Annotated in this window: 16 protein-coding genes; 10 read left to right on the top strand and 6 right to left on the bottom strand. The window is 72.1% G+C overall.

Annotation, left to right across the window (positions count from 1 at the left end; all coding sequences use genetic code 11):
* Window positions 1-35: 35 nt before the first annotated feature.
* Genes cydD through AB0M93_RS46555 form a run of 3 tightly spaced genes read right to left on the bottom strand, consistent with a single transcriptional unit; the run spans window position 36 to window position 3,734 of the window.
* Window positions 36-1,592: a thiol reductant ABC exporter subunit CydD gene (gene cydD / locus AB0M93_RS46545; protein ID WP_364287218.1), complete on the bottom strand. Its 1,557-nt coding sequence runs from the start codon at window positions 1,590-1,592 to the stop codon at window positions 36-38.
* A gap of 9 nt (window positions 1,593-1,601) precedes the next feature.
* Window positions 1,602-2,570 (bottom strand): cytochrome d ubiquinol oxidase subunit II, encoded by a 969-nt coding sequence (locus AB0M93_RS46550; RefSeq protein WP_364287221.1) that lies wholly within the window; start codon window positions 2,568-2,570, stop codon window positions 1,602-1,604.
* A gap of 3 nt (window positions 2,571-2,573) precedes the next feature.
* Entirely contained in the window at window positions 2,574-3,734 is a 1,161-nt protein-coding gene (locus AB0M93_RS46555) for a cytochrome ubiquinol oxidase subunit I (RefSeq protein WP_364287224.1), read from the bottom strand.
* A gap of 60 nt (window positions 3,735-3,794) precedes the next feature.
* On the opposite strand from AB0M93_RS46555, the gene AB0M93_RS46560 reads away from it, so the two are divergent.
* The 5 genes from AB0M93_RS46560 to AB0M93_RS46580 are packed head-to-tail and all read left to right on the top strand — an operon-like array spanning window position 3,795 to window position 6,114.
* A complete protein-coding gene (locus AB0M93_RS46560; RefSeq protein WP_285988430.1) occupies window positions 3,795-4,112 on the top strand; it encodes a helix-turn-helix transcriptional regulator in 318 nt (105 codons plus the stop codon).
* Entirely contained in the window at window positions 4,109-4,777 is a 669-nt protein-coding gene (locus AB0M93_RS46565) for a permease prefix domain 1-containing protein (RefSeq protein ID WP_364287227.1), read from the top strand. Before AB0M93_RS46560 ends, AB0M93_RS46565 begins: the two co-directional genes overlap by 4 nt.
* Window positions 4,774-5,097, top strand: a complete 324-nt coding sequence (locus AB0M93_RS46570) for a DivIVA domain-containing protein (RefSeq protein WP_364287230.1) — start codon at window positions 4,774-4,776, stop codon at window positions 5,095-5,097. The genes AB0M93_RS46565 and AB0M93_RS46570 overlap by 4 nt, the downstream gene beginning before the upstream one ends.
* The gene (locus AB0M93_RS46575) at window positions 5,094-5,558 is read left to right on the top strand and encodes an SRPBCC family protein (protein WP_364287233.1); all 465 of its coding nucleotides are present in this window, start codon (window positions 5,094-5,096) and stop codon (window positions 5,556-5,558) included. The genes AB0M93_RS46570 and AB0M93_RS46575 overlap by 4 nt, the downstream gene beginning before the upstream one ends.
* Window positions 5,551-6,114: a DNA-3-methyladenine glycosylase I gene (locus AB0M93_RS46580; protein WP_364287236.1), complete on the top strand. Its 564-nt coding sequence runs from the start codon at window positions 5,551-5,553 to the stop codon at window positions 6,112-6,114. The genes AB0M93_RS46575 and AB0M93_RS46580 overlap by 8 nt, the downstream gene beginning before the upstream one ends.
* A 40-nt stretch (window positions 6,115-6,154) precedes the next feature.
* On the opposite strand, the gene AB0M93_RS46585 is transcribed toward AB0M93_RS46580, so the two are convergent.
* Window positions 6,155-6,949, bottom strand: coding sequence for an enoyl-CoA hydratase-related protein (locus tag AB0M93_RS46585; protein ID WP_364287239.1), 795 nt, complete (start codon window positions 6,947-6,949; stop codon window positions 6,155-6,157).
* Window positions 6,950-7,148: 199 nt separating this feature from the next.
* On the opposite strand from AB0M93_RS46585, the gene AB0M93_RS46590 reads away from it, so the two are divergent.
* Both AB0M93_RS46590 and AB0M93_RS46595 read left to right on the top strand, forming a co-directional pair.
* Window positions 7,149-7,316 carry a DUF3117 domain-containing protein gene (locus tag AB0M93_RS46590; RefSeq protein ID WP_013222969.1) on the top strand — a complete coding sequence of 56 codons (168 nt, stop codon included), beginning with the start codon at window positions 7,149-7,151 and terminating at the stop codon, window positions 7,314-7,316.
* Window positions 7,317-7,406: 90 nt separating this feature from the next.
* Entirely contained in the window at window positions 7,407-8,858 is a 1,452-nt protein-coding gene (locus AB0M93_RS46595) for a M17 family metallopeptidase (protein WP_364287242.1), read from the top strand.
* Between the two features lie 355 nt (window positions 8,859-9,213).
* On the opposite strand, the gene AB0M93_RS46600 is transcribed toward AB0M93_RS46595, so the two are convergent.
* Complete coding sequence (locus AB0M93_RS46600; RefSeq protein ID WP_364287245.1) at window positions 9,214-10,113, bottom strand: LysR family transcriptional regulator; 900 nt, start codon at window positions 10,111-10,113, stop codon at window positions 9,214-9,216.
* A 62-nt stretch (window positions 10,114-10,175) separates the two neighbouring features.
* On the opposite strand from AB0M93_RS46600, the gene AB0M93_RS46605 reads away from it, so the two are divergent.
* On the top strand, window positions 10,176-11,354 hold the full coding sequence (locus AB0M93_RS46605) for an MFS transporter (protein ID WP_364287248.1): 1,179 nt from the start codon (window positions 10,176-10,178) through the stop codon (window positions 11,352-11,354).
* 203 nt (window positions 11,355-11,557) lie between these two features.
* Here the strand turns inward: AB0M93_RS46605 and AB0M93_RS46610 are convergent, their stop codons facing one another.
* Entirely contained in the window at window positions 11,558-12,202 is a 645-nt protein-coding gene (locus tag AB0M93_RS46610; RefSeq protein WP_354822563.1) for an O-methyltransferase, read from the bottom strand.
* 191 nt (window positions 12,203-12,393) lie between these two features.
* On the opposite strand from AB0M93_RS46610, the gene sigE reads away from it, so the two are divergent.
* Window positions 12,394-13,005 carry an RNA polymerase sigma factor SigE gene (sigE, locus tag AB0M93_RS46615; protein ID WP_091304385.1) on the top strand — a complete coding sequence of 204 codons (612 nt, stop codon included), beginning with the start codon at window positions 12,394-12,396 and terminating at the stop codon, window positions 13,003-13,005.
* Window positions 13,002-13,652 carry a zf-HC2 domain-containing protein gene (locus AB0M93_RS46620; protein ID WP_364287252.1) on the top strand — a complete coding sequence of 217 codons (651 nt, stop codon included), beginning with the start codon at window positions 13,002-13,004 and terminating at the stop codon, window positions 13,650-13,652. The genes sigE and AB0M93_RS46620 overlap by 4 nt, the downstream gene beginning before the upstream one ends.
* Window positions 13,653-13,914: the final 262 nt, after the last annotated feature.

Raw genomic sequence — 13,914 nt, forward strand, 5'->3', positions numbered from 1 at the left:
GGATAACTGCCCGCCTGTGGATGGCGAACTTGACATCACGCCGCCACCCCCGTACAAACGCGCCCGCCGCGCAGCTCCACCACCCGCTCCGCCAGCGAAACCATCGCCGGCCGGTGGGCCACCAGCACTGCCGTCCGCCCCGGCAGCAGCCGGCGGGTTGCGGACAGCACCGCCGACTCCGTCCGCGAGTCCAGCCGCGCCGTCGGCTCGTCCAGCAGCACCAGCCCCGCCGACGTCCGGGCCAGCGCCCGCGCCAGACCCACCCGCTGCCGCTGGCCCGCCGACAACACCTCGCCCAGCTCGCCCACCGGCGTCCGGTACCCGTCCGGCAATCCCGCCGCGACCGAGTCCAGCGCCGCCGCCCTCGCCGCCGAGCCGATGTCGGCCGAAGGAACGCCGAGCGCGATGTTCGAAGCCAGCGATCCCCGGAACAGCGTCGGCCGCTGCGGGACCCACGCCACGTCGGCCAGCCAGTCCGACGGCGACAGCGAACGCAGGTCCACCCCGTCCACCAGGACCCGTCCCGAAGAAGGCGTCACGAAACCCAGCAGCACGGCAAGCAACGTGCTCTTCCCCGACCCGCTCGGCCCGACCAGCGCCACCCGCGAATCAGCCGGAACCACCAAGTCCACATCGGACAGAGCCGGTACCCCGTCGTAAACGACGGACACCCGTTCGAAGATCACCGAAGGCGCACCCCGCCGCCGGCACCGCGCCCGGGACAAAACCGGAACTACCGGCGCCGCCAGCGCCTCCCGCAGTGCCGTCAGCCCCTCCGCCGCCGCGTGGAACTTCGCGCCCGCCGCCCGCAGCGGCAGGTACGCCTCGGGCGTCAGCAACAGGATCAGCAACGCCGGACGCGCCTCCATGCCGCCCGAAAGCAACCGGAAGCCGATCGGCACCGCCACCAGCGCCACCGACAGCGTCGCCACCAGCTCCAGCACCAACGCCGACAGGAACGCCACCCGCAACGTCTTCATCGTCGCGTCGGCATGGGCCTGCGCCATCGACCGCACCGTCGCGGCCTGCGCCGCCGCCCGCCCGAACACCTTCGACGTCCCGAGACCCCGGACGGCGTCCAGGAAGTGCCCGCCCAGCTTCGTCAGCAGCTGCCACTGGGTGGACGCCTTCGTGTGCTTCCCGACCAGGATCGCGAACACCGGGATCAGCGGCAGGGTGGCCATCACGACCAAGGCGGAGGTCAAGTCCGTGGTGAACAGCCGCACGACCACCGCGGCCGGTACCGCGACCGAAACCACCAGCGAAGGCAGGTACCCGGTCAGGTAGCTGTCCGTGGCGTCGACCCCGCGCGTGATCTGCGTCGCGACGACGCCCGCACGGTCCGAAGTGGACAGGAGCAGCCGGCGGCGCAGCGAACCCCGGACCGATGCCGCAAAGCGCGCACCGACGAACCCGTGGCCCCACGAAAGCACCACCCGTCCCGCGATGGCCACGACGAGGAACAGTGACACCCCGCCACCGGTCAGCAGGGTGGCGAGACCTTCGGCCTGGAGGAGCACCGCCGACGCGGTCGACACCCCGAGCACGCTCAAAACGCAGAGATACCGCCGCAGTCCGGGCAGAGCAGGCACGCCGTCCCCCTAGAAGTGCAGCAGCGAGTGCTGGTCGACGGGACGGCGGTGCGCGCGCCAGGTCAGCCACTGCACCACCAGCAGCACCAGCAGCGACGGCGGCGCGAACCAGGCCAGCACCGCGAACGTCTCCGGCGCCGTCGCCGCCTGCTCGACCTTCAACGTGCCCTGCGCCGACACCAGCACCGCCGGGAACCGCACGGTGCCGGCGAGCAGCGCCGGGCAAGCCGAAAGCACCATCGAGCCGACGAGCGCGGGCCGGTACCGCCGCGCCGCCAGCCCGATGCGGGTGACGGCGAACGCCGCGAAGGCCAGGACGGCCACTCCTGCGCCGAGCGCGGAAACGCCGTCGAGCGCGAGGTAGCCCCACCCCGAGGCGATCACCAGGAACGCGAACACCGGCGCCGAGAAGGCGCGGGCCAGCCGCACCGCACGGCCGGTCAGCTCGGCCGGCGCCCGCACCGCCAGGAACACCGCGCCCTGCAGGCAGAACAGCGCGACGAACCCGAGCCCCCACAGCGCCGCATACGGGTTGAAGAGGGCGAGCACGTCGGTGACCGGCGGCAGCCCGACGACGAGGTTGCCGAGGAACAGGCCCCACGACAGCGCCGTCACCAGCGCGCCGCCGACGATGCCCGCCGTCCAGGCGCCGCGCCGGGCGTCCGGGCGGCGACTGCGCAGCTGCATCGACGCCGTGAACGTCACCAGGCCCAGCAGCAGCGTCACGACCAGCACGTACGCCCCGGCGAACACCCGGCCCTCCAAGTGGGGGAACGCGCCGAACAGCAGGCCGACCGCCGCCACCAGCCACACCTCGTTGGCCAGGAAGAACGGCCCGAGCGCGCCGAGCGTCAGCCGTCGCCGCCGCTCGCCGGATTCGAACCCGGGCAGGAGCATGCCGACGCCGTAGTCGTACCCCGCCAGCGCGAAGTAGCCGCACGTCAGCAGGCCCAGCAGACACCACCAGAAGGTCACCACGGGTCAGACTCCGCTCAGGACGGGCAGTTCGGCGGGCTCGCCGGCCGGCTCCGGGCCGCGCTTGGCGACCCGCGCCATGAGCACCCAGTCGGCCACCGCGAGCCCGGCGAACAGCAGGGTGAAAGCGATGAAGGAGAACAGGATCTGGCCCGCCGGGACGCCCGCGACGGCGTCGGCGGTCCGCAGCTTCCCCCAGACCAGCCACGGCTGACGGCCGAGTTCGCGCACGAGCCAGCCCATGATCGCGGCGATGAACGGCAACGGGATCGCGGCGACCATCAGGTAGTGCAGGAACCGCGCCTTCGTGAGCCAGTTCCGGACCAGCAGCAGCGTGCCCAGGAGCGCGCAGAGGAACATCAGGAACCCGAGCCCGATCATGGCCCCCAGTGGCGCGCCGACGGCTTTCACGCCCAGCTTGTCCGGCTGGTACATCTTCAGTTCGCCGAACTGCGCGAAGCCCTGGTTGACCACGAAGATCGAGCCGACCAGCGCGGTGACCACGCCGATGCGCATCGACCGCCGGAAGAACTCGACCTCGGTGGTGCGCTTGAGGAAGTGCCACGCGCTGACGCCGACGACGAAGAACCCGCCGGTCACCAGCGCGGCGCCGAGCACGTGGGGCAGCGACGCCACCAGCGCCGGGTTCGAGAACAGCGCGCCGAAGTCGTCGAGGCGCAGCGTGCCGTGCTCGACGTGGCTGCCGACCGGGTTCTGCAGGAACGAGTTCGCCAGCATGATGAACAGCGCCGACGCGTACGCGGTCAGCGTGACCAGCCAGATCAGCGTCAGGTGCAGCCACTTGGGCAGCCGTCCGAAGCCGAAGATCCACAGGCCGAGGAAGGTCGACTCCAGGAAGAACGCGACCAGCGTCTCGATGGCCAACGGCGCGCCGAAGACGTCACCGGCGAAGGCCGACAGACCGGTCCACGTCAGCCCGAACTGGAACTCCATCACGATGCCGGTGACGATCCCGAGCGCGTAGTTGATCACGTACAGCCGGCCCCAGAAGCGCGTCATCCGCAGCAGCTCGGGCCGGCCGCCGAGCGTCCACCGCGTCTGCATCACGGCCACCAGCGTGACCAACCCCAGCGTGAGCAGCACGAACAGGAAGTGGAACGAAGTCGTCGTCGCGAACTGGAGTCTCGCGACCGGGAGGGCGTTCATGTAGACAGGCTACACATAGTCTGGCTACATGTAGCAAGGCGACGTGTAGACTGCGTACTCATGAAGGCGGACACCCTGCGCGGACACCTCGACGCGTTGCTGCTGGCCGTGCTCGACGGCCGGAAACTGCACGGCTACGCGATCATCGAGGCGCTCCAGCTGCGCAGCGACGGCGCGCTCGACCTGCCCACCGGCACCGTGTACCCGGCGCTGCGCCGGCTCGAGCGGGCCGGCTGGCTGGCCAGCGAATGGGACGTCGTGTCCGGCCGCAAGCGCCGCACGTACCGGCTCACCCGCTCCGGCGAGCAGGCCCTGGCCGCCGAGCGCACCGAGTGGCGGGAGTTCACCGCGGTCATCGGGGGAGTGCTGGGCGCATGATCGACGAGTACCTGGGGGAGCTGGACCGCCGGCTGCACGGCTGCGGCAAGTTCAAGGCCGACCTGCTCGAAGAGGCCCGTGACGGCCTGCACGACGCCGCCGACGCCTACCGCGCGGGCGGCTGGAGCGACGAGGACGCGCAGCGCCGGGCGGTCGCCGACTTCGGCCCCGCGGCCGTCGTCGCCCGCGACTACCAGGCCGAGCTCGGCATGCTCAGCGGCGTCCGGACGCTGTGGAAGCTCGTGCTCGGCGTCCCGGCGATGCAGATCGCGTGGGACTACGCGCGGATCCTCACCTTCGGCGAGTGGACGAGGCTGTCCACCCCGACGCCCGAGTGGTACCGCGTGATCGCGCACGCCACGCACGGGGCCGTGTTCGTCGTGCCGGTGATCGGCGTGATCGCCCTGCTCGGCATCCGGTGGCTGTCACGCCGGCTCGACGCCGTCCGGCTCGCCCGGTTCTGCGGCGCGCTGATCGCGCTGGCCGTCGGCATCAACCTGGCCTCGGTGGGGCTGGTGATCGGCTCGACCGGCCTCGTCGACGTCTCGCGGCTGTTCCTGAGCGTTCCGTGCGTCCTGCTGATGGTCGCCTGGGTGCTGCTTTCCGTCCGGCTCGTCGTGCTCGCGAGACGATCCTGGGGTGGGTATGCCACGATCGTCGCGTGACGACCGCGCTGATCTACCTCGTAGTCATGCTGCTGGTGGCCGCCGTGGTGTTCCTGCTCGCCGCGGTGGTCTTCGGCCGGGGTGAGGAGCTGGCCCCGCTGCCGCCCGGCAGCTCGCCGACGCGGCTGCCCGCCGAGGACATCACCGGCGAGGACATGGCCGAGGTCCGGTTCCAGATGGTGCTGCGCGGCTACAAGATGTCCGAGGTCGACTGGGTGATGCGGCGGCTCGGCGCCGAGCTCGACGAGCTGCGCGCCCGCGTCGCCGAACTGGAGCAGCGCGAGCAGGAGCGGGAGAGCTCGCCGGAAGGCGCCCAGTGACGGACCTGATCCTCTCGGTCGACGTCCGCGCCCCGGCCGGGACGACCTGGCTCGCGCTGACCGACTGGACGCGCCAGGGCGAGTGGATGCTCGGCACCGAGGTCGAGGTCGTCGAGGGCAACGGCCGCAGCGTCGGCTCGCGGTTGTCGGCGTTCACCGGCGTCGCCGGCATCGGCTTCACCGACACCATGGAGATCACCAGCTGGGAGCCGCCGGTGCGGTGCGGCGTCCGGCACCTCGGCAGTTTCGTGCAGGGCACCGGCGTGTTCCAGGTGGTGCCGAAGGGCGGCACGCACTCGACGTTCGTCTGGGCCGAGCACCTGCGGCTGCCGTTCGGGCCGCTGGGCCGGCTCGGCTGGCCGGTCGTGCGGCCGGCGTTCGCGCTGGGCGTGCGCCAGTCGCTGCGGCGGTTCGCGCGGTTCGCGGAGAGCTATTCGGTGGGTGGGAGCGCGGATGAGTGAGCTGGCCGGCGCCGACGGCGTCGCGCGGTGCAGCTGGGGCAATTCGGCCCCGGACTACGTCGAGTACCACGACACGGAGTGGGGCGTCCCGCTCCACGGGCAGGACGAGCTGTACGAGCGGCTCTGCCTCGAGTCGTTCCAATCGGGGCTGTCGTGGATCACGATCCTGCGCAAGCGGGAGGGCTTCCGGAAGGCGTTCAAGCAGTTCAAGCCGGCGAAAGTGGCGAAGTTCGGCGACGCCGACGTCGAGCGGCTGATGCAGGACGCATCGATCGTGCGGAACCGGGCGAAGATCCTGGCCGCGATCAAGAACGCGCAGGCGATCGCCACCCTGGACACGCCGCTGGACGAGCTGCTGTGGTCGTTCGCGCCCGCTTCGCACCGGCGCCCGAAGACGATGGCCGACGTCCCGGCCATCACCGACGAGTCCAAGGCGATGGCCAAGGAGCTGAAGAAGCGCGGCTTCGTCTTCCTCGGCCCGACGACCTGCTACGCGCTGATGCAGGCCACCGGCATGGTGGACGACCACGTCGCCGGCTGCTTCCGAGCGTCGTGAGTGGTTAGGCGAGTTCTAACTCGCCTAACCACTCACGACGTCATTTGCCCTGGAAGGCCGGCTTGCGCTTGCCGACGAAGGCCTCGACGGCCTCGGTGTGGTCGGCGGTCCCGCCGAGCGCCGTCTGGGCGGCGTCTTCGGCGTCGAGCGCTTCGTCGAAGGTCGACTGCGCGGCCAGGTTGAGCACGCCCTTGATCTTCGCGTAGGCCACGGTCGGGCCGGCCGCGAGCTTCGCCGCCACCTGCTGGGCACGCGCGGCGAGCTCCTCGTCCGGCACGACCTCGCCGACCAGGCCGAGCCGCAGCGCCTCGGCCGCGTCGACGGTCCGCGCCAGCAGCATCAGCTCGGCGGCGCGGCCGTAGCCGACCAGCCGCTGCAGCGTCCAGGACGCGCCCGAGTCCGGGCCGAGCCCGACGTTGGCGAACGCCATCAGGAACGACGACGACTCGGCGGCGATCCGCAGGTCACTGGCGTAGGCGAAGGCGGCCCCGGCACCCGCGGCGGTGCCGTTGACCGCCGCGATCACCGGTTTCGGCATTGCCACGATCGTCTTGACGATCGGGTTGTAGTGCTCCTTCACGGTCTGTAGCGGGGCGGGGTCACCCGCTTGCAGCAGTCCCACGTGCTCCTTCAGATCCTGCCCGGCGCAGAACGCCTTGCCGGAACCGGTCAGCACGACCGCGCGGACTCCCTTGTCGTCCGCCGCCTCGCGCAGTGCCGCGAGCAGTGCTTCCTTCAGCTCCACGGTCAGCGAGTTGTACGCCTGCGGCCGGTTGAGGGTGAGGGTGCGCACCCCGTCGGCGTCGGCGGTCAACAGGACGTCGGATGTGGTCACGTCTTCTCCTTGCGCGGAAAACTTCGGTCGGCCGAGAGTCTTTCACCTCGCGCGGGCCGCATACCAGCACCGATACCGCAGCAAAAGATCCCCTCCGCTGATGCGCCCGGCCGCTGATGAGGGACAATGGACAGCAGACCCGGCTGGCTTTCACGCGAGCGCGACCCGGGCGCGCCGGTTGAGACGGAGGGAGCACGCTATGGCGGCCATGAAGCCCCGGACCGGAGATGGTCCCCTCGAAGTGACTAAGGAGGGGCGGGGCCTCGTGATGCGCGTACCGCTCGAGGGCGGTGGGCGACTCGTCGTCGAACTCTCCGCGGAAGAAGCGAAGGACCTCGGCGCCGCTTTGGCGGAGGTCACCGGCTGAGCCGACTCCCTCGATCCGTCCTTCCGTCGCACCCCGGTCTCCCTTCGGAGGCCGGGGTCGCGGTTCCTCTGCGCCCGAAGGTTGCTCACTGTGCGTAATCCGCTACCGCCCGTTCCGGCTACTCTGCTCGACATCGAGGTCGCGGAGGAGCTCCGCCGCGGCGTCCCGACGGCCCGGTTGGTGGCCGCTCCCGACAACGATGACGTCGAGCCCTTGGAGATCGAGGGCGTCCGGATCAGCGGCAAGGCGGGTGACGTCCAGACGGTGCCCGGCGCCGGTCCGCGCTGGGTCGCGGGTCTGGGCGACGGCGAGCCGAAGCAGTACCGCAAGACGGGCGCGGCGCTGGTCCGTGCCCTGCACGCTTCGCTCGCCGAGGACGTCGAGAACGGCGGTAAGGCGTTCCGTGCGGTGCAGCTGGAGCTGCCCGAGGAGGCGTCCGGCGAGCACGTGACCGAGCTGGTGCTGGGCCTGCTGCTCGGCGGCTACCGGTTCAAGGTGACCGCCGAGGACCCGAAGCCGTCCGTGCGCACGATCCGGCTGGTCACCGCGGACCAGGCCGTGCCGGAGCTGGTCGAGCGGGCGGCGGCGCTGGCGGCGGCGACGGCACTGACCCGCGACCTGGCGAACACACCGTCCAACGTGAAGACACCGGCGTGGCTGGCCGACACGGCGGCCCGCGTGGCCGGCCCGCGCATCGAGGTGACGGTGCGGGACGAGAAGTGGCTGGCGGCGGAGGGCTTCGGCGGCGTCCTGGCGGTCGGCGGCGGTTCGGCCCGCCCGCCGCGGCTGATCGAGATGACGTACAAGCCGGCGGGCGCCACCCGCCACCTGCTCCTGGTGGGCAAGGGCATCACGTTCGACACGGGCGGCCTGTCGATCAAGCCGGCCGACGGCATGCACCTGATGCGCACGGACATGGCGGGCGGCGCGGCGGTCATCGCGGCAACCCGAGCGATCGCGGCCCTGGGCCTCCCGGTCCGGGTGACGGCGCTGGTCCCGTGCGCGGAGAACCACGTGTCGGGTTCGGCGTACCGCCCGGGAGACATCGTCCGCCACTACGGCGGCAAGACGACCGAGGTGGGCAACACGGACGCGGAGGGCCGCATGGTCCTGGCCGACGCGCTGGCGTACGGAATCCGCCGGTTTTCCCCGGACTACGTGGTGGACGCGGCCACGCTGACGGGCGCGATGAAGGTGTCACTGGGCCTGCGCACGGGCGGGCTGTTCGCATCGGACTCTTCCCTGGCGGCGGCGGTGATCTCGGCGGGCGCCCGCGTGGGCGAGGCATGGTGGCGGATGCCCCTGGTGGAGGACTACGCGGAGAACGTCCGCGGCGAATTCGGCGACGTCCGCCAGACCCCGGGCGGCCCGGGCGGCATAACGGCGGCGTTGTTCCTGCGCGAGTTCACGGCTGGGCTCCCGTGGGCGCACTTGGACATCGCGGGGCCGGCACGGTCGGAGAAGAACTACGACGAGGTGGTCCCGGGAGCGACGGGCTTCGCGGCGCGGACGTTGGTGGAGCTGGCGGCTTCGCTCGGCTGACCGCGTCGTCCGGGGCTGGGCGTCGGCGATCCTGGCGCCGGAGGGGCGCCCGTTGCCGGAGCGCCGCGGGAGTTGGTTTCGCTGTGCGGGCCGGCAGCTGAGGGGCCGCCTCTGCCCATGGGCCGCCAACCTCTCGCCGGAAACTCCCCCGCCCTCTCCGGGGGGCGTCCCCAAGTCCAGTCTATCGGCCCCCACCCACAAAACCGGCCCTGAGCAGCAGGTTGTCCACAGCCCAACCGACCTGTGGACAACGCCCGGCGGCCGTCGGAGGCGCGTACCCATTGAACGCCGGAAGCAGCCACATTCCCCAGCACCAGCGGCTCGAGCGGCGACCCGTCGGGAGAAGGCGGCAGGGTCACCCCTTCGCCGTCGCCAGGACGTGCTCGCGGAAGCCGTCGACTGCCGGCGTCATCGGCTCGTCCGCCCGCCACACCAGCCCGATCGTCCGGTAGGGCGGCGGCGACAGTGGCACCTCCGCCACTCCCGCCGGGCTGCCCGGCCCGAACCGCGGCAGCAGCGCCACCCCCAGCCCCGCCGCGACCAGCCCGCGCACGGTGTCCGACTCCTGGCCCTCGAACGCGATCCGCGGCGTGAAACCCGCCGCCGCGCAGAGCTCGTCCGTCAGCGTCCGGACCCCGTACCCCTGCTCCAGCAGCACGAACTCCTCCGAAGCCAGCTCCGCCACCTCCACCGACTGCCGCCCCGCGAGCCGGTGACCCGCCGGGACCGACAGCAGGATCTCCTCGTCGACGAGCCCCGCACACGCCAGCGCCGGGACGGCCGGCAGCGGCGCCACCAGGGCCAGGTCCAGCTCGCCGCCCGCCAGCCGGTCGACCATGTCCTGCCGTGAGCCCTGCACCAGCGTGAACCGCACCCCCGGGTACCGCGCCCGGTATCCGCGCAGCAGCGAAGGCACCAGCGACCGCCCGAGCAGGTGCAGGAACCCCAGCACGACGTGCCCGGATTCGGGCGACACCTCCTCGCGCGCCAGCCGGACACCGGTGTCGACCGCTGCCATCCCGCGTTCGGCCGCCTCGGCCAGCAGTTCCGCCGCACGCGTCAGCCGGATGCCGCGGCCGTCGGGGACCGTCAGCGGCGCACCGAGCGCGTCGGCCAGCGCGGCGAGCCGGCGGCTGACGGTGGGCTGCGGCACGCCCAGCAGCTCGGCCGCGCGTGTGACGTTCCTCGTCTCGCGCAGGGCGGCGAGCAACGGCAGGTGCGGCGCGACCTGCGCCGACAACGATTCATACGTCACCGCATCAATCCTGCCATGTCCGCGCATTAGACGTATTGATTAGCGGTGCTTACTTTCAGGTGGTGACCTCCACCCGCCGAGTCAAGACCGCCGTCGCCGCGGCCGGGATCTCTTCGTTCGCCCTGCTCTACGCGCCGCAGCCGGTCCTGCCGCAGCTCGCCGCGCAGTACCACCTGGACCCCGGCGGCGCGGCGCTGGCGGTCAGCGTCGCGACCGGCGCGCTCGCGATCGCCGTCCTGCCGATCGCGGCGCTGTCCGAGGTGGTCGGACGGCGGCCGGTGATCCTGACCTCGGTCATCGCGTCGGTCGTGATCGGCCTGCTCCTGCCGTTGATGCCGACGTACCCGGCGCTGCTGGTCCTGCGCGCGCTGCAGGGGGTGGCGATCGCGGGATTCCCCGGGGTGGCGGCGGCGTACCTGGCCGAACGCCTCGGCCGGGCGGGCGTCGCGGCGGCGGTCGGCGCGATGATCGCGGGCAACACGGTCGGCGGCATGCTCGGCAGGCTGGCGAGCGGATTCACGGCAGGACCGCTCGGCTGGCGCGGCGCGCTGTTCGTCGTCGCGGCGGTGGGTGCGGTGTGTTCGGCGGTCACGGTGGTGACGTTGCCGCCGGGAAGGCGGCCAGGTCACGCCGGCAGCGTCGGACGTGGGCTTCTGACGGCGTTGAGCAAGCCGGTCCTGCTGGCCCAGTACGCGGTGGCGCTGCTGGCGATGGGCTCGTTCGTGGCCCTCTACAACGCGGCCGGCTTCCGGCTGACGGGCCACCCGCTCGATTTGTCGCCGGCGATCGCGTCCCTGGTGTTCCTGGCGTATGCGACGGGCTCGGTCTCGTCGGCGGCGGCCGGCCGTCTGGTGGCCCGGGTGGGCCGCCGCGGGGCGCTGGTGGGCGCACTGGTGCTGACGGCGGCGGGCGCGGCGCTGACGCTGCCGGACTCGTTGCCGCTGGTGATCGCGGGATTCCTGCTGCTGACGTGCGCGTTCTTCGCGGCCCACGCGGTGGCGAACGGCTGGGCGGCAGCGGACGCCCCGGAGAACGCACGCGGCCAGGTCGGCGGCATGTACACGGCGACGTACTACCTGGGCAGCAGCGTCGGCGGAGCGGCCGGGGCGTGGGTGTACGGGCACGCGGGCTGGCCATGGCTGATCGCGGTGGTGACGGCGTGGCTCCTGCTGGCGGTGGCGGCGGTGGGCGCCGGGACGCGGGTCCGAGCCGAACGACTGGAGCTGGTGAACGCGGGCTGAGGCTCCGTCACCTGACCTGGCAAAGATCGTCACCTCACCCGGCAAAGATGGCCGCGGGCGGGCGCTTCATCTGCCGCCCCACCCCCACCAGACGTCCCCCGCCGCTCCCTGGGGGGCTGCCCCAAGTCCATCCTATCGGCCCCCACCGACGGAACCGCCCGCGAACAGTGAGTTGTCCACAGGCAAGGGACCCTGTGGAAAGGTCAGGTAGCCGCGCCGACCAGCAGCCCGCCGCCCACCGGGAGCAGGGCCGGGACCAGGCGTTCGTCCTCCCGGAACGCCCGCGCCACCTCCCGCAGCGCCAGCGTCTCCGGGTCGCGGTGCGACGGGTCGATCACCCGGCCGCCCGCCAGCACGTTGTGGAACGCGATGATCCCGCCGCGCCGCAGCAACGACACGCCCAGCTCGTAGCAGCCCGGGTACTCGATGTGCGCGGAGTCGACGAACACCAGGTCGTAGCCGCCCGGGGTGAGCCGCTGCAGCACGTCCAGCGCGCGGCCGATGATCAGGCGCGTGCGGCCCGGCGCGAAGCCGGCCTCGCGGAACGTCGTGCGCGCCGCGCGCTGGTACTCCGGCTCGACGTCGATCGATGTCAGCACGCCGTCGGGTGCCATTCCGCGCAGCAGGCTCAGCCCGCTCACGCCCGCGCCGGTGCCCACCTCGACGACCGCCTTCGCGCACAGCGTCGCGGCCAGGAAACGCAGCGTCGCGCCCGCACCCGCGCTGAGCGGGGTGCAGCCCAGGTCCTCGGCCCTGGCGCGGGCCGCGGACAGCACCTCGTCGTCGGGCAGGTACCCGTCGACGAACCCGGAATCGGCCGGTGCGGCCGCAGGGGTGGGCGTGTTCACGCACGGAGGTTAGCGTTGGTTGTCGATAAATCCGCGCAGGCTCCCTGGTAAGCACCCGGGAAGAAGTTCTCAGCCTGCTCTCAGTCCAGTCTCACTAGAACCATAAGGAACCCGGAGAGACTGAAATCCGATCACACGGGGAACACCGTGCCCAAGGCCCGCGTTGGGTGGAGCAGACAGGAGATACGCAGATGGAGGTGCCTGCTCCCGCTATGCAGAACGCCGTTGCCGACGCCGGGGCTCAGCCGGTGACCCTGGACGAAGCGGCCTGGACGCCGCCGTCCTGGGACGAGGTCGTGCGCGAACACGGTGACCGCGTCTACCGGCTCGCCTACCGTCTCACCGGCAACACGCACGACGCCGAAGACCTGACGCAGGAGACCTTCATCCGGGTGTTCCGCTCGCTGGCGTCCTACAAGCCCGGCACGTTCGAGGGCTGGCTGCACCGGATCACCACCAACCTGTTCCTGGATATGGCCCGCCGCCGCTCGCGCGTGCGGATGGAAGGCCTGCCCGAGGACACCGACCGCATCGTGGGCGACGACCCGAGCCCCGAGCAGGTCTACTCCGACACCCACCTGGACCCGGACCTGCAGGCGGCGCTCGACGAGCTGCCCCCGGAGTTCCGCGCCGCCGTCGTGCTGTGCGACGTCGAGGGGCTGTCGTACGAGGAGATCGGCGCCACCCTGGGCGTCAAGCTGGGCACTGTCCGCAGCCGCATCCACCGCGGACGTCAGGCGCTGCGCGCTTCGCTGGAGCGCCGCCGCGCTTACGCACCGCAGTCTGCGAAGGTGACGGTATGACCGCACCGCGAGGCTGGGCACTTCCCGAGTCGCACCTGCTGCCGGACGTCGTGGTGGCGTTCGTGGACGGCGAGCTGACCCACGGCGCCCGCGAGCGCGCGGCGTCGCACATCACCCGCTGTCCCGCGTGCGCCGCCGAGGTGCGCGCGCAGCGGCAGACCGGCGAGACGATCCGCCGCGCCGGCGCGCCGTCGATGTCGGCGGGGTTCCTGGCGAGCCTGCAGTCGATCCCGCAGCACACCGAGCTGCCGAGCAGCCCGGACAACCTGGCGATCACGGCGGACGGCCAGCTGGTCGCGGTCCAGCGCCCCGACCGGGTCGCGGGCCTGCGCAACGCGGGCGTCCTGGGCGGTGTGGCGCCGTTGGGATCATCGGCCCCGCTGGGCCAGTCCCCGAACGTCCTCGGCGGCGGCCGCTTCAAGCGCCGCGCGGCGCAGGGAGCGGGCGTGGTGGTCTCGGGCCTGGTGCTGAGCGCGCTGGCCCTGGTGGGCACATCGGCGGACGGCGACGGAGCACCTGAGACGGGCGGCGGGGCCCCGCAGCCGGCGAACTTGCTCCCGGCCCAGATGGCGGTACCCCAGCACCCGGTCCCGGTTTCGACGGCACCGAGCACGACCCCGGTGGCGGTACCGGCCGGCATCCGCTGAGCGAACTTGGAAGGCCGCTGCGAACCCCGTTCGCGGCGGCCTTCGGTGTGTCTGCGCTGCCTCCGGTGCCGGTAAGCCCGGCTGAGCTCGGCGCCTTGGCGTGTCCTGGCAGCTGCGGCTCGGCTTCGGCGTGGCGAGGCTCTCCGGCTCGGCGCCAGCGCAGCCCCCGCCAGCGCAGCCCCCGCCAGCGCAGCCCCCGCCAGCGCAGCCCCCGCCAGCGCAGCCCCCGCCAGCGCAGCCCCCGCCAGCGCAGCCCCCGCCA

The organism is Amycolatopsis sp. NPDC051102 (genome assembly GCF_040682815.1).
Lineage (GTDB): Bacteria > Actinomycetota > Actinomycetes > Mycobacteriales > Pseudonocardiaceae > Amycolatopsis.